This window comes from Anaerococcus tetradius ATCC 35098 (assembly GCF_000159095.1).
In the GTDB taxonomy this organism is placed as follows: domain Bacteria; phylum Bacillota; class Clostridia; order Tissierellales; family Peptoniphilaceae; genus Anaerococcus; species Anaerococcus tetradius.
This window is the reverse complement of record NZ_GG666297.1, coordinates 80,014-101,838: the sequence shown is the minus strand read 5'-3', so window position 1 is coordinate 101,838 and position 21,825 is coordinate 80,014. Positions and strand designations below refer to the sequence as shown.

The 21,825-nt window shown below is 35.0% G+C and carries 11 protein-coding genes; 3 read left to right on the top strand and 8 right to left on the bottom strand.

What is annotated here, in order from left to right:
- Nucleotides 1-104: 104 nt before the first annotated feature.
- Genes HMPREF0077_RS05700 through HMPREF0077_RS05690 form a run of 3 tightly spaced genes read right to left on the bottom strand, consistent with a single transcriptional unit; the run spans nucleotide 105 to nucleotide 3,566 of the window.
- Nucleotides 105-1,982, bottom strand: coding sequence for a PTS fructose transporter subunit IIABC (locus HMPREF0077_RS05700; RefSeq protein ID WP_040349542.1), 1,878 nt, complete (start codon nucleotides 1,980-1,982; stop codon nucleotides 105-107).
- Nucleotides 1,972-2,880: a 1-phosphofructokinase gene (pfkB, locus tag HMPREF0077_RS05695; protein ID WP_004837029.1), complete on the bottom strand. Its 909-nt coding sequence runs from the start codon at nucleotides 2,878-2,880 to the stop codon at nucleotides 1,972-1,974. Before pfkB ends, HMPREF0077_RS05700 begins: the two co-directional genes overlap by 11 nt.
- Entirely contained in the window at nucleotides 2,877-3,566 is a 690-nt protein-coding gene (locus HMPREF0077_RS05690; RefSeq protein ID WP_004837028.1) for a DeoR/GlpR family DNA-binding transcription regulator, read from the bottom strand. Before HMPREF0077_RS05690 ends, pfkB begins: the two co-directional genes overlap by 4 nt.
- Before the next feature lie 126 nt (nucleotides 3,567-3,692).
- Between HMPREF0077_RS05690 and HMPREF0077_RS05685 the strand changes: the two genes are divergently transcribed.
- Nucleotides 3,693-4,271, top strand: a complete 579-nt coding sequence (locus tag HMPREF0077_RS05685; RefSeq protein ID WP_004837027.1) for a xanthine phosphoribosyltransferase — start codon at nucleotides 3,693-3,695, stop codon at nucleotides 4,269-4,271.
- A 167-nt stretch (nucleotides 4,272-4,438) separates the two neighbouring features.
- Here the strand turns inward: HMPREF0077_RS05685 and HMPREF0077_RS05680 are convergent, their stop codons facing one another.
- Nucleotides 4,439-6,283: a leucine-rich repeat domain-containing protein gene (locus HMPREF0077_RS05680; RefSeq protein WP_004837026.1), complete on the bottom strand. Its 1,845-nt coding sequence runs from the start codon at nucleotides 6,281-6,283 to the stop codon at nucleotides 4,439-4,441.
- A 259-nt stretch (nucleotides 6,284-6,542) separates the two neighbouring features.
- Between HMPREF0077_RS05680 and HMPREF0077_RS05675 the strand changes: the two genes are divergently transcribed.
- Together HMPREF0077_RS05675 and HMPREF0077_RS05670 are read left to right on the top strand one after the other, a co-directional pair.
- Nucleotides 6,543-7,064, top strand: coding sequence for a sigma factor-like helix-turn-helix DNA-binding protein (locus HMPREF0077_RS05675; protein WP_040349502.1), 522 nt, complete (start codon nucleotides 6,543-6,545; stop codon nucleotides 7,062-7,064).
- Nucleotides 7,057-8,037: a hypothetical protein gene (locus HMPREF0077_RS05670; RefSeq protein ID WP_004837024.1), complete on the top strand. Its 981-nt coding sequence runs from the start codon at nucleotides 7,057-7,059 to the stop codon at nucleotides 8,035-8,037. Before HMPREF0077_RS05675 ends, HMPREF0077_RS05670 begins: the two co-directional genes overlap by 8 nt.
- Nucleotides 8,038-8,096: 59 nt before the next feature.
- On the opposite strand, the gene HMPREF0077_RS05665 is transcribed toward HMPREF0077_RS05670, so the two are convergent.
- The 4 genes from HMPREF0077_RS05665 to lon all read right to left on the bottom strand — a co-directional run bounded on the left by HMPREF0077_RS05665 (nucleotide 8,097) and on the right by lon (nucleotide 21,813).
- Entirely contained in the window at nucleotides 8,097-14,900 is a 6,804-nt protein-coding gene (locus HMPREF0077_RS05665) for a SpaA isopeptide-forming pilin-related protein (protein WP_004837023.1), read from the bottom strand.
- 20 nt (nucleotides 14,901-14,920) lie between these two features.
- Nucleotides 14,921-18,412, bottom strand: a complete 3,492-nt coding sequence (locus HMPREF0077_RS05660) for an MSCRAMM family protein (protein ID WP_004837022.1) — start codon at nucleotides 18,410-18,412, stop codon at nucleotides 14,921-14,923.
- Between the two features lie 486 nt (nucleotides 18,413-18,898).
- Nucleotides 18,899-19,486: a ribosome biogenesis GTP-binding protein YihA/YsxC gene (yihA, locus tag HMPREF0077_RS05655; RefSeq protein ID WP_004837021.1), complete on the bottom strand. Its 588-nt coding sequence runs from the start codon at nucleotides 19,484-19,486 to the stop codon at nucleotides 18,899-18,901.
- The gene (gene lon, locus HMPREF0077_RS05650; protein ID WP_004837020.1) at nucleotides 19,483-21,813 is read right to left on the bottom strand and encodes an endopeptidase La; all 2,331 of its coding nucleotides are present in this window, start codon (nucleotides 21,811-21,813) and stop codon (nucleotides 19,483-19,485) included. The genes yihA and lon overlap by 4 nt, the downstream gene beginning before the upstream one ends.
- Nucleotides 21,814-21,825: the final 12 nt, after the last annotated feature.

Sequence of the window (21,825 nt, the reverse complement as noted above, 5' to 3'; positions counted from 1 at the left end):
TATAAAATATTTGATAATTTTTGACAATATTGAGGAAAACATTTTACATCCGCTTTACAAAGTAACAAAAAAAGATCTCTCCTAAGAGAGATGCTTTTCTTATATTAGGCCTTTTTCTTAATTACTCCGTAGATTAGTCCACCTACAATTGAGCCTACTAGGACTGCTCCTATAAATAGGGCTGCTTGGCTTAGGCTTGACATAGCTGCTAGGACGAAGATTCCTCCGTGTGGAGCTGGTGCTGATACATTGAAAGCTCCAACTATTGCTCCTGCTATAGCTGATCCTATAACACTTGCTGGTATAACCTTGGTAGGTTCTGCTGCTGCAAAAGGAATGGCTCCTTCTGTTATAAAGCTTAATCCCAAAATGTAGTTAGTAATTGTTGTCTTTCTTTCTTTTTCTGTAAATTTATCCTTAAAGAAAGTTGTAGCGATTGCTATGGCGATTGGTGGAACCATTCCTCCAACCATTACTGCTGCCATAAAGGTTCCAATTCCTGTATCTGTGAAGGCACCTATGGCGAAGGCGTAGGCTGCCTTGTTGATAGGCCCCCCCATATCTACTGCCATCATTCCTGCAAGAATTGCTCCAAGCACTAGCATGTTTGCACCAGATAGGCTTGTTAGCCAGTTGTTGATGAAGCTGTTTATGCCTGTAAAGATTGGATCTATTACAAAGAACATTATAGCCCCTACTATTAATAGACCAAAGACTGGATAGATTAGCATTGGCTTTAGACCTTCAATTGATTTTGGAAGGTTTCTTGTAGCCTTTTTCATGTAATTTACAACATAGCCTGCTATAAAACCACCGATTAGACCACCAATAAAGCCTGCTCCCCTGCTTGCCATAAGACCTGCAACCATACCTGGCATGAGGGCTGGTCTATCTCCTATTGACATGGCGATGAAACCTGCAAGGATTGGGATTAGGAAGGTGAAAGAATCTCCACCAAGACCATTCAGGAAGCTGAAGGCAAGGGACTTATCTCCAGCAAATCTTTCTACTAGGAAAGATATTGCCATTAGGATTCCACCACCGATTACAAATGGAAGCATGTGGCTAATACCATTCATCAAATCTCCGTAGATTTTTTGCCAGAAGGATTGACCCCCACTCGCTTGTTCTTTGACTGTGCCTTTTTCTCCATCTCCATGGAAAATATTAGCCTCGCCCCTGATGGCTTTTGCTACTAATTCGTCTGCCTTTCTGATTCCATCAGATACTGGTCTTTGGATGACTTTCTTGCCATCAAATCTGTTGGTTTCAACTTTTTTGTCAGCTGCAATTATTATTACATCTGCTTCTTCGATTTCTTTGTCTGTAAGTCTATTTTTGATACCATCAGAGCCATTTGTCTCTACCTTGATGCTTGCTCCAGCCTTAGCTGCTGCTTTTTCGAGGGCTTCTTGGGCCATGTAAGTGTGGGCTATGCCGTTTGGACAAGCTGTAACTGCAAGAAGCTTTAGCTTCTTATCACTTGCCTTATCTGCTGGTGCTTTTTCTTCAAGAACTTCTTTCTTTTTTTCTGAGTATTTTTCGATTACTCCATAAACATCATCAGCACTTTCACACTTCTTTAGGTCATTTATAAAGCCATCTTTCATGAGCATCTTGGAAAGCTCTGCTAGGGTTTCTACATGGAGGTTGTTTGCTCCAGCTGGTGCTCCTATGGCAAAAAATATTTCTGTTGGCTCGCCGTCTAGGGCTTGATAGTCAAGGCCTCCAACTTTTCTTGCAAAAAGAACTGCTGGCTCTTTGACCGTTTCATTTTTGGTGTGAGGGATAGCAACTGATTCGCCTAGGGCAGTTGATCCTTCTTCTTCCCTTTTTATAAGACCATTTTTGAAATCTTCCCTACTATTTACATAGCCTTTTTCATAAAACTTATCAGCAATCTCTTCTATAGCACTTTTCTTATCATTAGCACTTAGATTAAAGATCATCAGGTCGGCTTTTAATAAATCTCTAATTTCCAATTTCACTTACCTCCACTTTTTTTAGAATTTCATAAATTTTTTCCTTGCTTCCTATATCTGGACTAAAGGCAGTTGCTGTACCACAAGCGACAGCCAGCTTATAGGCATCCTTTTTAGTTAATCCTTCCCTTATACCATGGACAAAACCTCCAACCATGGAATCTCCTGCCCCTACGGAATTGACAAGCTTACCATCAATCGCCTTAGCACGATAAACACAATCCTTATCCACAAAGATAGAACCTTCTTTGCCAAGGGATACTATCACATTTTCAGCTCCAAGCCCTACTAATTTCTTAGCATAAGTTACCATTTCATCGAAGCTGTCTATATCTCTTTCAAAAATATTTCCTAATTCTTCCTTGTTAGGCTTAATTAAGATTGGCTTATATCCTAGATAAGAAAGAACTTCCTTGTTCGCTATATCAATAGTAAAATCGCACTTAGCCTTCTTTATTACTTGCTTATAAAAGTCCTTGTCAAGGCTTTTTGGAAGTGAACCAGATATAACAAGAAGGTCGTCCTTGCCTATTTCTTTAATCTTTTCGAAAAATCTCTCAATCTCTTCCCCATCAATATGTGGACCTTCTGCGTTAATTTCAGTTTCCTTATCATATTTAAGCTTGGCGTTAATCCTTGAATCTCCCTTGATTTTAGTAAATTCTTCCCTAATTCCAAGCTCTCTTAGCTTATCTTTGATAAATTCACCAGTAAAACCACCCACAAAGCCTATATTAATCGGATCATTTCCCAAATTCCTTAGAATTTTAGAAACCATGATTCCCTTGCCACCAGCGTATTTTTCTGTAGAAATTGCCCTAATTGTCGCACCATCTACGAAAGAATCAAATCTCATAATATAATCAATGGATGGATTGGTCGTCAATGTATAAATCATTCATCCTCCCCTATCAAAATCGCTTCATCACTCCTACAAATCTTTGCATGATAAAAATTATGGGCCTTGGACCTATCCGCCAAGACAAAAGCCTTATCAGAAAGCTCAATAACCTTTCTTTTAATCAAGGCCTCATTAATATCAGCCGTATAGAAATAATCATCATCATATCCATTAGCCCCAACAAAGGCTAAATCAAAGCTAAAATTTTCTAGCTCATTCATAGCTACAAGTCCAGTAGTTGCCATAGTCTTTGCCTTGAGCTTGCCACCAAGAATTATAGTATCAAGCCCCTTAGCCACTAACTTATTAATATGCATAAGACCATTAGTAACTATCCTTATCTGTCTTGCTTCGATAAAATCAATAAGCTCGCTTGTGGTAGAACCTGCATCTATGTAAACTAAAGACTTATCCTTAATAAAACTTGCTGCCTTTTTTCCTATAAGCTTCTTTTCTCTAAGCTTCGTTTTCTCATTATCGTAAAAACTTCTCTCATCAGCCCTAATATCTAGGATAGCTCCTCCATGTACCCTTTTAATTTTTCCAGCATCCTCTAGCAGATCCAGATCACGCCTTAGGGTCGAATCACTAGTCTTTAACAAATCCTTCAAATACTTATTAGATACTTTCTTCTCTCTAAGAAGGGCATCCATAATAAGGTCTAATCTCTTTTCAACTATCATAAGTATATTATATCGTCATTATCTACCATTTTCAACCAAAAACGTTCATAACCCTTCTTGATTTGACTAATCCTGCAAATAAACTATAATTATTAAAAGCGGACAATTTCTACATAAGGAGTTAATATGAAAGAACTAGAAGAAAAAATATTAGAAGAAGGTATTGTAATAGGACCTAATATCCTAAAAGTTGATTCCTTCCTCAACCAACAAATTGATTGTAATCTCATCCAAGCAATGGGCAAGGCCTTTGCTGAGCACTTCAAAGATAAAAAAATAGATAAGGTTCTAACAGTTGAGTCATCTGGAATAGCCCCAGCCCTAGCAACAGCTATTGAACTTGGTGTAAAGTGTGTATTTGCTAGAAAGCAACAATCCCTAACCACAGGCGATAATGTCTACCACTCAAGCGTATATTCTTTTACCAAACAAGTTACAAATGAGCTAATAGTTTCAAAAAACTTCCTTAAAGAAGACGAAAACGTCCTAATGATAGACGACTTTTTGGCAAATGGTCAAGCAGCCAAAGGCATGGTTGCCCTAGTAAGACAAGCAGGCGCCAACCCAGTAGGCTTTGGTATAGTTATAGAAAAATCCTTCTCTGAAGGTCGTGATGTAATAGAAAATGAAATGGGACTAGAAATCTACTCCCTAGCAAGAATTGCCAAGCTTGAAGAAGGTAAGATTACATTTGTTCAAGATTAATGATAAATGAAGATGTTTTTTATAAGGAGCACATAGCTCCTTTTTTGATGATGTTATATCTCACTTGAAAAGTTTTTATATGCATATCACTAACTGTTAATTATTCAACTAAAACATCAAAAAAAGTCGGATTTCTCCGACTTCCTTTGAAATATGATAATCAAATATCATACTTTATGATTTTTTTCTTTTTTCTTGCTTACAAATAACATAGATGCTGTACCCATTAATGTTACTAGGACTTCTTTTAATGGATATACACCAGTCTTGACATTTTCATTTTTTGATTGTTTTTTAGCGTGTGATAGCTGAATCTTGTTTGATAGTTCATCACGCTCAGAACCCTTACTAGTTTTCGATTTATTTGAATCTGTACTAGAATTTTGAGTAGCTTGATGTTGTTGTATTTCTTGCTTTTCATTATTTGATGATATCTTTATTTTTGTACCTTGGTCTACTCCAACACTTGGTTGTGTATTTGTACCTTGGTCTACTCCAACACTTGGTTGTGTATTTGTGCCTTGGTCTACTCCGACACTTGGTTGTGTATTTGTGCCTTGGTCTACTCCAACACTTGGTTCTGTATTTGTGCCTTGGTCTACAACTTTATTTTTTACAGTAACAACTAAACATACTTCTTGGGTGTCACCATCATTATAGGTAATTTTTATTTTCCCTAAATAATTTCCTGCCTTTTTAGTATCAATTTTTTCCTCAGTTATATCTTTAACTTCTTTAATATCAAAAATATTATCCTTATTATTTACAATATTATCTGTTAAATCTAAAGAGTCACCTACTGTTACTTCCTCATTTTTAACCTCAATAAGTTTAATATTTTGAGTATTTACCTTGACATACCATTGGATTTTATTTTTTGGGTAAGATACTCCCTCTTCCTTATTTTTAGCTTTGACATATTCAGAACCAAACAAATCACCATATTCATTTTCGATTATTTCTATTTTGCTTTCATCTTTCTTGCTTGTAAACCTATATTTTTGACTTTCACCTACCCTATGAGCTCCAATTGATTTTAGGTAAGATTCACTTAAAGTATACCCATTTCCCCCTCTGCTATCACTAAGCTTTAAATCAAATATATTTGTTTGTGGTTTAACGATTATAACCTGTCCGCTCGTTTCCTTTTTGCAGGTCTTATCTTTTAACACACTTAAATCTTTGATATAATTTCCATTTAATGTAATGAATTGCTTAACAGGGGTATCTTTAATTGGGCTTATATCGTATATCTTATTTGATTTTAAATTTAGATAATCAAGATTCTTAAGATCTTTGATTGGAGTCAAGTCAGAAATTTCATTTGAGTCAGCTGTCAAGTTTTTAAGTTCGCTAAGATTTTTTACAGAACTTAAATCACTAACCTTATTATCTCTAAACTTTAATTCTTTTAATTTTTTGAGTCCTTCAACTGGGCTAAGATCTTTCACATCGTTATTATTAAACATTAGCTTTTCTAAATTAGTGAAACTTTCTATTCCCTTAATTGAAGTTATGCTCTTATTCTTTCTTACAAACTTTCTTTTCTCTTTATCGAAAGGAGCTTCATTGGAAACACTCAACTGACTAGCAAGGAGAGCCTCCCTTTTAGTTATGAAATTCTGATTTTCTGGCATCTTGTATGATTTGTCAGTCAATACCAACGAATATTTATTTTGATCAAATCTTCCACTACCTTGCTTGTACAAATTAATAATCGTTTTCTCTAATAATTCATCTTCAAATGTAATATGCTCATCTAATGTAGCACTACTATCACTAGATTCTTTTCCCTGGTCCCTAGTAGAAGTTGGGCTTGTTGCATCTGAACTATTTTGTGGACTTTCCGTTGTTGTATTTGAGTCGCTTTCACCTATAGGGTTTTTGGTATCTGTGATTTTATTTGCTTCACCATGTTCTTCGCCTGCTTGTGCATAAGAAACATTATTAATTGATAATGTACCTAAACTAATAGAAGCTAGAAGCATAATTTTAATCAACCTATTATTCATAATATCCTACCTTTCTTTCATACTTAATAACTTTATTATACTGATTTCTATTTATAACCTCAATAAATACATATATAAAACTTATATGTAAAAAAGTTTATTTAGTCTATAACTAATCTTTGAAACTATATAAAATTTAGCAATTTTCCTATATAATACTTATATCTATAAATGCTAATGATTACTTAAAATGATTATAAACTATATTGTTGATAGATTTTGCCTAGTGCTTACGAATATATAGGTGAAGGAGGATGGAATGGATGAGAGAAGAATAATTGATGGAATAAAAATCAAAGATGAGAAATGTCTTATCGAATTTATTGATGTCTATGGCAAAATTATGAAGGCGAGTATCGTTAAGACAATTGGCTCTAGGAATGAGCTTGTTGAGGAAGTCCTAAATGATAGCCTCCTTGCTATTTGGGATAACATTGATTCTTTTGATACAACTAGGTCATCTTTTAAAAACCGGTGTGCAGGAATTGCTAAATACAAGGCAATTGATTGTATCAGAAAGGAAAATCGCCACAAGACCCTTGATCTTGACGGACTCAGTAAGCCAATATCCTACGAGGATGACTTTGACCTTGATGAAGCAGAAGAAATCTTAGAACTTTTATCTGATGAAGATAGGGATATTTTTGTAAAGCTTTTTTTGGAAGGTTACAAATATGAGGACATAGAAAAGGAAACTAAGCTTTCCAAAGACAAACTCTACAACAAGGTCTCACGAACAAAGAAGAACTTACGTCTTAAACTAGGAGGAACTTATGAATAATATTTATGATAAGATTAACGATATGGATTTTGCTACAGGAGAAATTGACCTAAGCGATTTAGAAAAAGCAAGACTTATGAAAGTTGCCAAGGCCTATAGCAAGAAATCTTACAAAAAGAAAATAATCGCCATAGCTTGCGCCCTAATACTCGTTGCAGGCTTTGGTATAAGCCCTGCCAGGGCTGAGCTTGTAAAAGTTGCAACAGATGTCAAAGTTAGCATGATGGAGGCTTTTGGAGCAAGCCCTGAATCCTACAAGTATGTAACTAGCCTTAACCAACCAATAAGCCTAGGAGATGATGATTTTGTAATAGGCAATCTCGCCTTTGATAACAAGTTTCTTTTTATAAATACCCTAAGAAAGGCAGATGGTCAAGATACTAAGCTTAATTCAATCCTATACAAGCTTGTTGTTAATGGAAAAACTTATAAGCTAAGGGGAGCATCAGGCTCGAAAGTTCTCCTCAAGGATGGAAAGACTACTAGCGAAAATCTTATGTTAAACTTTGACGAGGAATTTCCAAGCCTAGAAAATGCCGATGTCGACCTCTACTATATGAATGGTAATGCTACAAAAGTTGTCTCCCTCAAGGCAGATGTAAATACTGTAAATAATGATAACAAGATATTAGCAGAAAATATGCCCCTATATAATCAAGCAAGACTAAGCCTTATGAAAATAAATCCTATAAGCCTAACTTGCCTTATCGAAAATCTCGATGATGGATACGTCTACGACTTGGAAGGACTTGATGAGGACGGCAGGAAAGTTTCCCTTGATGAAAGGCTTATGGAAGATGGCAAGGCAAGCTTCGTCTACAATGCTAGTTTTTCAGACCTTAGCCTTGATGAAATAAGAGATGGCAGAGAAATAAAATTTAGCCTAAAAGCAAGCAAAAGAAACAAAGAATCTGGCAAAGAAACTGATGGCAACTACCAAACTATATCAGAATTTACTTGCTCTTGTAACTAGGATTTCCAATCCTAGAATAAAAAAATCGTCAGACCCTAAGCGGTATGACGATTTTTATTTTATCTTTCTATTGAAGTTTTTCTCTGATAGAGGAAAATTCCTAGGCTCATCACCAAGGCACCGATTATTGAAAGGAAAATTATTCCCCTTCCTCCGGTTCCTGGATAAGTGAACCTGTGGTTTTTGATTGTGATTTCTACAAGATCATCACTTGTAAGTTTGCTAGTTGCCATATGCTTTTGGCTTAAAACATCGACCTTAGCCTTACCATTTTCTTCCTTCAAATCCAAAAGGATTGGCTCTTTTAGTTTCAAACAACCTTTTGGAGCAGTTTCTTCTACTAGGATATACTTACCTAGTTGGTCTATATCCAAGTCCCTACTTTCAAATATAACTTCTCCATCTATAAGGTCAAAATTCTTCTTGATTTCTTTAACATAACTCTTATTGAGTAGGGTTATTTCACTTACCTTGTATTCTCCCTTATTCTCAGAGTATATTCTGTCATCTAAGACCTTATAAAGACTGAATTTCGCTCCAGAAACTTTCTTGTTGCCATCATCATTCTTTATAATTTTAACCCTTGGCTTCTTGATATTATCAATCTTTGCTGGAACAACAGTAGCATTTTTCCTAAAGTTTTTGATTTCCTCTACTTTATAGCCTGTTGCAGATATATCTCTTATTTTTAACCAGCGTCTTTCGCCTCTGCTTAAGTTTCTAATCCTTATATATCTAGCATAGGTATTAAGATTTTCGCTTATATCATAAACCTCACCACGCTTATCATCACTAGGCTTGTTTGTTCCATTTGGATTCTTATACTTTCTAAATCTCCTATAGTTGACACCATCAAGTGAATACTCGATTACAAATTCATCATAGGCATCATTTCCACTATTAGACCCTTTAGCTGGACCTTGGTTAAAGTCAAAGGAATCTATCCTATAAAGTCCCTTTAGGTCAATTCCAACAAATTCGTCCTTTTCTACATGATCACCAACTGATTGTCTCCATAACTTAACCTCTCCGACACTGTTCTTGTCGTTATCAAACATTCTATCCTTATCAGCATCAGCAATATAATTACTGTACCTGTCTGAATAGATTAAGTTATCTTTAGTCAAAGGAATTTCGCCAACTTTTTCCTTGCCCTTAATGGTAAATAAGCTTGTATCTCCATACTCATTCACAAAGGCCTTTAAGATTTTATCTTCTTTCATGTAACCATCTGGAAGTCTAGTTTCTTCTAGGGTGTAAGTGCCTGGACTTAGGAAGTCAAAGACGTACCTATTTGTTGTTTCATCGTATCCATCACGAGGAATAAACTTATCGTCATCATCCTTAGTCAACCTGAAATCTGCTCCCTTTATGAGGGCTTTATCTTTCTTGTCGACCTTCTCAAAGGCAAATTCTCCCAAATCATCCCAGTAGTTTTTGACTTTCAAAGTTATGGTTGGATTATCTTCAAAAAGTTTTGAATAGTCTATTTCGATTTTGTCATCAAATTTCTTGTTAGCATCTTCTGCTTGCAAGTTATAGACATCATTGGTTAAAGACTCGCTAACTAATTTCCATCCAAGACTAAGCTTTGTCCCATTAACTCCCTTTATCTTTACCAAGTCAAGAATTATTGGCTTCATTATTTGGTAACCATCAGGGTTGGCAGTTTCAGAAAGGAGATAACGACCAAGCTCTGTTATAGGTCCATCATCAAATTCTTCCCTACCATTTACTAAAGTAAAATCTTTCACTTTTCTAAAAGTACCATAGTTTAAGTTTTCCGCACTTGTAATATCATCTGGTATCTTGTATAAGGCAAATTTCGCAGTGAAGTCCTTATTGACCTTGTTAGTATCAATTAATTCATTAGTCTTAGCGTCGATTTTTTCAAGAACGAGCCTTGGGTTTTGGAGGTTTCCAATATCAAAAGTATTGTTAGATATATCCTCTTGGTCTTTTTGGCTTAGCTCTTTTACTAGGTCAGCCTCATAACCGTATGCCTCAAACTCGCTTACACTAAACCAACGACCACCAGCTTGTGTATTGCTCCTATATCTGATTTCTTTTGCATATAAGTCTACATTTTCCTCAATCCTTTTGCCACTCTTGTAATTTTTATATTTTACAAAAGTTTTGCCATCAAGAGAATATTCCAAATCTGCATCATCAAATATATCATTCCCGGCATTTGCTCTTGCATTATTTAGGAGTAACTTAATTTTGCTTATATGATGGACTTTATCAAATGAAAGCTTTATAAAATCATCTTTCCTAACAGTAGAGTTAGAAAGTTCGAATACAGTTTCATTATTTTCTATGCTATCAGTAGCATTACTTGGATTTTTAGGACTTGCATTCATCTTATATTCAAATTTAGGCTTTTGGATTTTACTATTTTTACTATCCTTACTAGCTTTAAATATCCTAACTGTCCCTTCATCATCAATCCTAATCTTGTAAAGCTTGTCAGTTTTTACAAAGCCTGTCGGAGCTTGAGTTTCTTCTAGTGTGTAATCGCCCTTCTTCAAATCTGTAAATTCAAAATTTTCGCTTACATTTTTAGTTGAAGTCTTTGTGAATGAGCTATCTCCGTCTTTTGTAAGTTTGAAAGTAGCAGTCTTAGCTCCACCAATGTTTGCCATAGGTGCTGATAAGGACTCAGCCTTTTTCTTGAAGGCGAATTTTGATTTTATTTCCTCATTTTTTACCTTAAATATGGCTTCTAGACCATTACTTGTATCTAAATTCAAACTAGCTATATTATTACTTGACTTTATTTCAAACCAAGAAATTTTCTTATTACCACCATCAACTTGGTCTTCCTTGACATTTAGGAGGATTGGCTTGTCAAGTTTCCTATATCCTCTTGGTGGAACTTTCTCAACTAGGATATATTTTCCTAGTTTTTCTATTTGTAGTTGATTTCCTTCAATCTCTGTGCCATCTGCCTTCTTTAGCTTGGTTTGTCCATTTTCTATAGAAATCTTGTGGACTAACTCTCCAGAATTATCATCAAGCTTATTAACATCATTGTTTGTATCATCAACTTTTCTAAGCTCAAATTCTGCATTAGCAGAGCTTATTTCATTTCCACCATCATCTTGTTTAATTATCTTAATCTTAGGATTTTCCAAGTTTCCTATAGCAAAAACATCTGTCTCAGCAATATTATCTTGATTTTCGTTTTGCATATCTTTTACAGGCTCAACCCTATAGCCTTGGGCTTCAAAGCTTGCTACCCTTAGCCAACGACTTCCAGATTCAACATTGCTCCTTATGCGTACATATTTTGCTACAAAAGGATTAGAAAGATTAATGGTCTTTATTGCTTTATCGTTTACGAAAGTATTATTGTAGGAAGCAGCCTTATAGAAGTTTCTTCCATCAAGAGAATACTCGATGTCAAAGTCATCAAATATATCCCTGCCTGTGTTTTGATTAACAGTATTTTGCAAGAATTTTAGGCTTGTTACATAGTTTGGACCATCAAAGGCTAATTGGAGGTAATCACCCTTCTTTAATTTTGAATTAGCTAAGTGGAAGGTCGCTTCATTGTTGTCATTATCGTCACTTGCATTTCCTATATTATCTATTTGGATGCTTCCAAAGTTATGGCTTAGACTCGCATTAATCTTTGCTGGAGTTTTGTTAGTAGCATCCTTATATACAACCAAGTTTCCATAATCGTCAATCTTGACTTTATATTTGTCATTAGTTTTCATAAAGCCTGCTGGAGCTAGAGTTTCTTCTAGGGTGTAGTCTCCTGCTTCAAGGTTCGCAAACTCAAAAATTGTCGAAACATTTTGTTTCTTAATAACTGGATTAAAGCCTGAGAGTAAGCCATCCTTGGTCAACTTAAATTCAGCCTGAAGATTTACATTAGGAATATCTTGCATTGGCTTGTTAGTAGCACTTTGGATTTTCTTCTTGAAGGCAAATTTAGACTGGATTTTCTTGTTTTTAACACTAAATTTAATCAGCCTACCATTTTCTTCAAGACCTATGGTCAAATTGCTATCACTCGCAACATTTTTAAACCAAAGTACCTTCTTCTTACCACCACTTATCGCTACTTGGTCTTGGTAGGCCTCTAAGAGTATTGGCTTAGCAAGTTTCTTGTAGAATTTTGGAGAAGTTTTCTCTACAAGAATATACTTACCTAGCTTGTCTAGGCTCAATTGATTGTCAGAAACTTCCTTTCCTTTGCTATCAATTAGCTTGCTTGTGCCATCTTTTACTAGAATCTTATAGACTAAGTCCCCAGAGCCTTCTGTGAGATTATTAACATTTGTACTAGCATCATCGACTTTTCTTAGTTCAAACTCTGCATTAGCCTTTCCTATATCTCTTCCATTTTCATCAGTCTTTATTAGCTTGATTTTTGGAATCTCTAAGTTTCCAATTTCAAAAATATAGTTATCTTTACTTGCTAAATCTTTTTGATTTTCAAGGGATATTTCCTTCTTCAAACTTACAGGATAACCCTCAACCATAAATTCATTTAGCCTCAACCAACGACCACCAGACTCGACCTTATTCCTAATCCTCACCACTTTTGCACAGAAAGGAGTATTTTCATCAATCCTCCTAATCGAATTATCAAAAGTACCCTTGTTTGGATTGGTGTTGGCGTAATTTTTAAGCTTGTGGAAGGTAGTCCCATCAAGGGAATACTCTAGGTCAACATCATCAAAGGCATCGTTGTTTCCACTAGTTGCTTTTATATTTTGTAGGAGTTTTACCTTGCTAATGTAATGGATGCTTCCTAGGTCTAATTGGATATAATCTCCCTTGTTGATTTTCGAATCTTTTAAATTAAAGACAGCTTCATTTCCTTCATTCCCATCAGTGGCAAAGGAAATATTGCTAATAGAATTAGTCTTTAGATTGTGGGAGAATCTTGCACTCACTTTCTTAGGAACTTCATCAGCTGTTGGCTCGAAAATCCTAACATCTCCAAGCTCATCAACGCTTATCTTATATTTCTTAGCTGTCTTTAGGTAACCCCTCGGAGCTTGAATTTCCTCAAGAGTATAAATCCCCTTTTTGAGATCTTCAAAAATAAACTTCTCAGATGCTTTCTTAGTTTGCTCGATGGCCCTAAAGGAAGTATCCCCATCCTTGGTCAACTTAAACTTAGCTTCCAAGTTCCTATCATAAAGCTCAGCCATAGGATTTGTAGTAGAATCCGCCTTCTTGTAGAAGGCAAACTTACCTTTTGGCTCCTGCCTGTTGTCGATTCTTACGAGGTTACCATTATCTTTAAACCATGGTTCATAGTCCATTTCGAATTGAGTAATAAAATATTTTCTAAGTAAGCCTTCCTTACTATAAATACTAAAATCAATACTACCCTTATCATCAACATATATCCTGTATGTTTCTCCTGTCTTTATATATTCTTCTGGAAACTTAGTTTCTTCTAATACATAATATCCAGGCCTTAGATTATCGAATACAACATCCTGATTTGTCTTCCATGTTTTATCCACTCTTCCATTTGTAGCAAAAGTTTTGTCAATATCCGATTCATCATAGTCGCTTCTTGCAGCGATTTCTCTATTAGTCTTTGTGAGTCTAAAGCTAACATCCTTTGATTCTGTAAAATCAGCCCCAATTGGATTTCTATTTTTATTAGCTGTCTCCTTTACTTTTTTAAGTGCGAACTTAGACCTTATAATCTTATCCTTGGCAGTAAATTTCATTATTTCGCTATGATTGTCTAGAGTTAATTCGCTATTGCCAGAAATGATATTGTATGTTAATTGTCCTTGAACTTCTTTTAACTCTAACAGTACAGGCTTTATAATATCATAACCCTTAGGTGCATCATATTCTGCAAATATATATTTACCAGGATTTTTGAATTTGATATTTGTTCTTTCTAAGCTACCGTCTACCACATCAAATAATTGATAATTGTCTAGATTGTTTTTTACCTTACTATGTTTTGGCAAATAATATATCTTGCCATTAAGCTTGATGGAATCATCACCCTTGTCATCTGTATTTTCATGCCAGATACAATTTCTAGCATTTCTATCGCCATTAGTTTTTAAGGCTTGCTCGAAATTTTCTTTACTTACACCCTTATCAACAGGTATAATACAGAATTTTGCCCTTCCCTTGAGAGCTTTTCCATCTTCAGCTATTTTTCTTATAGATATACCAGATTGTTTTTCATTTGAAACTTGAATATTATTAGTAGCTTGATTGTTGATTTTTATATTCAAGTCATTATCTACTACAACCTTTATCTCTGTCTTTGATTTTTTGTAAGCTCTTGGAGCTTTACTCTCAACTACTCTATATGTGCCTGGACTGATATCTTCAAATGTAACTATTCCCAAGCTGTCACTATATTGTCTAGTGATTTCTTCCTTACCCTTGTATAGGGTAAACTCAGCCCCTGCCAGAGCTTTTTTTGTAACTTTATCTACCTTTTCGATGGTAAATTTTGTAGCTTTTTTCTCATTAACAACTTCAATCAAGGAATCTGTTAGAGGCTTGCCATTAACTTTGCTAACACGATTATTTTCAATCTCAAATGATGATAAAATTTTATTATCGATATTGCCGTAGATTTCTTTAAATAATTCATAGCCTTCTCCGAAGGTGCTATCAAATCCTTCTACAAGCCAATACTTGCCATCCTTTAGGGAGTAGAACTCAAACTCTGAGGTATTTTCATTCATCTTGGCATTTACTTCATCAAAATCATTATCGTTACTACTAACTTCTCTTTTTAAGACAGGCGTTATTTTTGTACCGTCTTTTGTCGTTAACATACCAAAGTTAGGATCCCAATTTTGCTTTGTCCTATATACTGTAAATTTTACATTGTCAGAGATTGAAGCCATTAGACCCTTAAATTTTGTATCTAAATTTTCTCCAGGATAGGTGTAGATTTCACCATTGGTATTTTTTCTTTAATGATATTATATAAATCATCACGAAGTCGTCTACCAAATTGGTTAGTTTTAACAAATCTTACAATGTTTTTCTTTGGCGGTTCTATTTTGTTGTTGTAAGCGTGAATTTCAAAACCATTTGCAGTTTTCTTAGTATCTTGGTCTGCACTATTATTGTTAGGATCGAAGCCCCTTATTTTGCTTATACTTGTACCTTCGTTACTTACATCTATAACGAAGCTTGCCATTTTTTTATAGCCTTTTGGCACTTGGACTTCCTCAAGCTTGTACTGACCAGGAGATAGGTCATCAAATACAAACTCAGACATATTCTGTCCTCTACCGATGCTTACATCATAACTTGATTGTTTGTTGCTATTATCTGAATCATTCATACTAGCTACAGCATCTTTTATCTTTGTAAGTCTAAAAGCTGCTCCCTTTAGTGGAAGTTTAGTACTTTTGTCTATTTTCTTCACTATAAATTTAGGAATTTTTTCATTTACTATATCTACAGGTTTTTCGTAGGATACTGGAATTTCTTTTCCATTGGGTAGCTCTTTTATTGTTATATCAACCTTAAACTCTGCACCAGCCTGTTGACTATGGACCTTAGTCTTAATTTCGTACTTTTTAAAGTTTTTCTTGTATCCTTTTGGAGATTTCTTTTCACTAAGAATATAAGTTTTGCCTGGAATTAGACTTTCAAAGCTAATATACCCATGTTCATCCGTCTTTCTAATAGCTGCATAATTGCCTGTATCAGGACCTCCCCTTAGTAAAAACTCTGCCTTGGATTCTATAATAGGTATCTTATTCTTATCAACCTTTCTAATTCTAAATCTTCCCTTGCTCTCATCATATTCTGACCCAGTAGCAGCAGCCTTTGTTTCACAATAATTACTTACATATTGAATATTTCTTTTAATTTGTTTTGTTTTTACCCTATTGTAATAATAGTACTTATTATTATGAAGATAAGGCCTTACATTAGCACTTCCCCTTAAATCTTTCTTTTTTGCTTTTAACCTAACAAGTATAGCCTTGCGCTTGAGGTTTTTGAAATCGAATCTTATTCTAAACTTTTCAGTTATCCTGCCCCCATTTAAAGTTATTGCTTTATCATCGGAGCCTTCGTAGGGATGGCCTGATATTTCTACACTTGGACTATCCTCAGCATTATCTGAGTTAGGATAAATCTGAACAAGACCTTCCCTAGCAACAGAATTTGAGGCAGTTGGATTACCGTAGTAGACTTGTATATCCTTTTCTATAGCCCAGTCGTTGTTTCCATGAAAAAGTTCGATGGTTTCATTTAGATAATCTTCAAACCAATTTACACCAACAGCTTGTGATGCGTTAAATACTATCTCATAGGTTAGGGATTGTTCCGCATGGTCATCTTCTACAACATACTTATTTAGAAGATCTGTTTGCTTTTTTATAGTATCATCAGTGTAATTAACAGTAGCATTTTGATTTATTTTAGTTGAGCACTTTAAATCTTCACCAACATATTCAGACTTAAATTCCAAATTTTCAGTGACCAATTTATTATTTGGATTATCCTTGTCATAGAATTCTGATTGAACTGGAATTACACCATAAAGATATTTCTCTGCCTCTTCAGGACTAACATTTTTTCCATCAACCTTTATTAGATTATTCCCTTTTTGTCCTACACCTATATAAAAATTCCCAGTATAGTCAACATTCTTATTAGCATTACTATTTAATTTAAAGGTTAATTCATCTACATCAGTAAGGTAGAGCTCTCCTATATCAAGACCGTGTGAGTCATAAATCTTAGTCCATGCTTTAGTTTCAGACACTTCCTTTTCTATTTTTAATTCTTTCGGTATTTTTAATCTAAAATAATCTCCTTGGCTGGCTCCAGAAGGTATTCTAAATTTACCACTAATTCCACCACCATATCCAAACCAGTTACTGTTTTTTGCATTGCTATACCAATAGGAGTGTATATAAACAGGATCTATTTCATAAATACCATATCTTATAACCTTGCATTGAGCATCATCGCTATCATCATCTTCTTCTTTTTTTGCTGCTTGCCTTTTAGCATTAGCAAAGTTATAGATAAGATTTTCCCTATCAACCGAATAGTATGAAAGCTTATAATCTTTTTGCGGTATTTCTAATACTTCATATTCTTGTCTTTTATATTTTTTTATTCTATCATTTGTTTGCTTAAATTTTTGTTTAACAAAAGGTCCCCTAGTCGTACTAGGATGTCCATCTATTGTTTTTCCCGTATATGATTTTCCTATAGATACCTTTTGGCCATTGATAGTAAATTCTGCATCTTGGGCCACATTGTTAAGCCATATTTTATTAATTGTAAGACCACCATAAAATGATTCTAGACTCGCATTATTATCTGTCCCAAGGCTATGATTTTGGGTTTTTCCATTATTATTGACACTTGTTTCAAGTATAGCTTCTACTATTGTAGATGGTTCTATATCTTTGATAGTTATTTTAGAAGCATCTATTTCTTCTTCTTTTATCTTTTCATATCCATTTTCGCCTGGCATATAATAAAATAATTTTACCCTACCAGGATTTTGACTAGAATCAGCTGTCATATCCAATTCGAGATCAGTCTTATCCAAAGTCTTATTCATAAAAGTTGATGTCCATCTTATTTTGGAATCACTTATATATGAACCTTGTGTTATAATCCCATTTGAATCAAGCTCAGTAAAGTTCGGCATATCTTCCTTTAGTTCTGCCAAGCTAATGTTTTCATCATCTCCATAATTATCTTCTGCTTTTACAGTAAGACTAAGCATAGATGGAGCTTTAATTACTGAGTCTTTGTCAAATTGATAAGAGCCTTCTCCACCATCTTTGGGAACATATTCGCCCTTATACATATTTGCAGTTAGCTGAGTATTGACATATAGGGTATAATTTTCTCTTAATTCAGTTATTGGGGTTTCAATTGTAAATTCATAAGTTCCATCTGGAAAGTCAGATGGCTTAGCAAATTGGCTTTTACAAGTATTTATCTTATCATCGGTAAAATTAGAACTGTTGATATTTATTATTCCATTAGGCCCTTTTATTTCTTTGATAAGAGGAGTCCCTAGTCCTGATGTCTTGGTTGTCGTGAAGAAATGTTCTATCTTGTCTTTAGCATCAGAAAAATCAGTTAAGCCCTCAAATGTTACATCGTATTTCCATATAATTTTCTTCTGCCCATTTTCTTCCTTTATATTGATATTATATAGCTGGGCGTTTTCCTTATAATCTCTAAGTGGAATACTGGCATGATATTCTTTTTTTATTTTCGGTAACAAATCCCATATATGTTTAATTATATCTCCGCCAGCATCGCTGGTCTGGTAGGTGAATAAATATGCGAAACTTAGGATAAATACTAGCATGAGTATAAGTTTCTTATAATTTTTAAGAAGTTTTTGCGATCGATTTTTCATAAGACCTCCTTAAATTTACAGTGTTGGTAAATTTGCAAACTACTTTATATTTAAAATTTTTTATATAATTTTTTATCAATCTTTATTGCTATACTAATTATATTCGAGCACTAAAAAACCGACTTGCTAAGTTTTAGAATAAATTTTCCACTTTAGCTTATATGAGTCGGTTATATAAATCATTTAGTTTAGGAGTGCTTTGCAAGGCAAAGCCAAATAAACTTTTAAATATTAAATATGTAATTTTATACCTCCTTTAGGGGGACTTGTCAATATAAATAATACGCTTTTTATCTTTATGATTTGTAAATGGCGAAGATTTTTTCCGATTTTTGGCAAAAAAAAGTGATGCTTTGATTATGCATCTACTTTTTTTGCTATTAGTAAAGGAAGTAATTATTAAGTCCGCCTTATTGGATGGATTCTCTCATCCAAAATTCTTGGCTTAGGCTTAATTTTTTCATTTACTTATTTATTTTCTTTATTTTAAGCCTTGACTATCACATCAACTTGTTCTTCTAGGACGTCCTTGTTGTGTTTGGTCTCGGATGAGTAGGCGAATATCAGACCTTCATCCTCAATTTCTAGTTTTTTCATAATCGCCTTGATGTTTTTTTGTATCTGACTTTTTTTGATTTTATCAAATTTGGTAGCTATGACAAAACCTGTAAAGCCACTTTCTCTTATCCATTTATACATTTGACAGTCGAGGGTAGTTGGCTCGTGTCTTATGTCTACTATGAGAAAGACTTCCCTAAGGCTTTCTCTTTGATGGAGATATTCATTTATTAGCTTATCCCACTTATCTTTTTCTGCCTTGCTTACTTTGGCGTAACCGTAGCCCGGTAGGTCTACTAGGCGGAATTTGTCATTTATCCTATAGAAGTTAATTGTCCTAGTCTTGCCTGGTTTGGATGAAGTCTTGGCTAATTTCTTCCTTCCTAAAAAGGAATTGATAAAGGAAGACTTACCTACATTGCTTCTTCCTACTAGGGCGATTTCTGGGAGGTCTTCCCCCGGCCATTGTTTCTTAAAGCCTGCTACTTGTTCTAATTCTATTGATGTAAATTTCATATCAAGGCCTTATCTATTACTTCTGCTACGTTGGAAACTGTTATGAAGTTAATCTTATCCCTTATTTCTTTTGGTATATCTTCGGTATCTCTTTGGTTTTCCTTAGGAATGATTACATTTTTTATACCATAAGAATAAGCTGCTAGGGCTTTTTCTTTTAGGCCTCCTATCGGAAGGACGTTTCCTCTGATTGTAACTTCTCCTGTCATGGCTATATCACTTCTAACTTTTTTTCCTGTAAGGGCTGATACCATAGCAGTCGTCATAGTTATACCAGCAGATGGGCCATCTTTTGGTGTCGCTCCTTCAGGGAAGTGGACGTGGATGTCCTTATTTTCATGAAATTTCCCACGGATGCCGAGCTTACTTGCGTTTGACCTGATATAAGCCATGGCAACTTGGCCAGATTCTTTCATGACATCTCCCAGAGATCCTGTCATTTCGACATTGCCCTTACCATCCATTACATTTGCTTCAACTGATAGCATGCATCCTCCAACAGAAGTCCAAGCTAGTCCATTTACAAGGCCGACTTGATTTTCTTTTTCGATTGCATCATCGAAGAATCTCTCCCTACCGAGATACTTGCTGTAGTTGGTCATGCTTACACGAACCTTATCCTTGCCTGTTAGGATTTCTTTGACTGCACGTCTACAAATCTTGGCAATTAGTCTTTCAAGCTCCCTTACTCCAGCTTCTCTGGTGTAGGATTTGATGATTTTTTCTATTACAGCATCTGAGATTTGAATTTCTTCGGAATTTAGTCCGTTATTTGCCATTTCTTTTTTTATTAGATATTTCTTGGCTATGGATTCTTTCTCACCCATGGTGTAGCCTGATAGTTCTATTACTTCAAGTCTATCGTAGAGGGCATCTGGAATTTCATTTGCATCATTAGCGGTTGTAATGAAAAATACATCTGATAGGTCAAAAGGTATGTCCAAATACCTATCTATAAATTTGTCATTTTGTTCAGGGTCTAGGACTTCAAGGAGGGCACTTGATGGATCACCCCTAAAGTCAGATCCTAATTTGTCTATCTCATCTAACAAGAAGACTGGGTTTTTGACATTAATTCTATCTATATTAGCAAGAACCCTTCCTGCCATAGCTCCCACATAGGTTCTCCTATGACCCCTGATTTCGGATTCATCAGTTACGCCTCCTAGACGCATGGAGACAAATTCCCTATCGAGAGCACGGGCTATGGACTTGGCTATGGAAGTTTTACCAACTCCCGGAGGGCCAACTAGGCAGATTACTGAGCCTTTGGAATTTTTGTTTTTTTGTCTAACTGCAATAGATTCGACTATTCTCTCTTTGACATCTCTAAGACCATAGTGGTCTTCGTCTAGGATTTTCTCAGCCCTTTTTATGTCGATTACATCCTTGGTTTTCTTATTCCATGGTAGGGAAACGACAAAGTCTAGATAGGCAGATAGAACACCGTAGTCAGGACTCATCTCTGGAAGAGAGTCGATTCTTTCTATGTCTTTTTCTAGAGATTTCTTGCTTTCCTTATCTAGTTTGATATTTTTTATTTTTTTCCTATAATAGTCGGCTTCGGACTTGGCTTCCCCGCTATTTTCGTTGATTTCCTTTTTTAGGACTTCCATCTTTTCTCTAAGATAATAGTCTTTTTGGCTCTTGTTGATTGAATCTTGAACCTTTTTTTCTATATCTTGGGAGAGTCTTTTAAGACTTATTTCCTTTCTCAATATCTCATGGAGAACTAACATCCTCTTTTCTGTATCGAGAGTTGAAAGGATTTGGTAGTATTCTTTAGGAGCAAGTTCTAGATGAAAGCTTATAACATCAACTAGCCTGTGAAAGTTGTCGATTTCTATTAGGCTATAGGCTATTTCATCTAGGCCAGTATTTTCTAGGTTGATATATTCCTTAAAGTCATCTATAAGGATTTTCTTTAGGGAAAGTAGATTCATATCCTCTTTTTCTAAGTCTTCTAGGTACTTGTATTCTTCAATTTCTCCCTTGAGAAAGCCTTCTGAAACCTCAACATCCTTTAGTCTACCAACTCCTATAGGGTTTACAAAAATCCTACTTACTCCATTAGGAAGGTCGAAGGTTTCTTTGATAGTAGCTATTATCCCATACTCATACAAGTCTTCAATTTTTGGATTATCCTCGAATACGTCCTTTTGGTTAACCAAAAATAGACTTGTATTTCTAAGCCTTGCATCTTCGACAGCCTTTACCGATATACTTCTTTTGCAATCGAAACTAAGGAAGGTAGTTGGCATTGGCCAGTAGCCCCTCAAGGGAATTAGTGGATATTTATTTTCACTTATTTCATAAACATCTGTCATGTTTTACCTCGC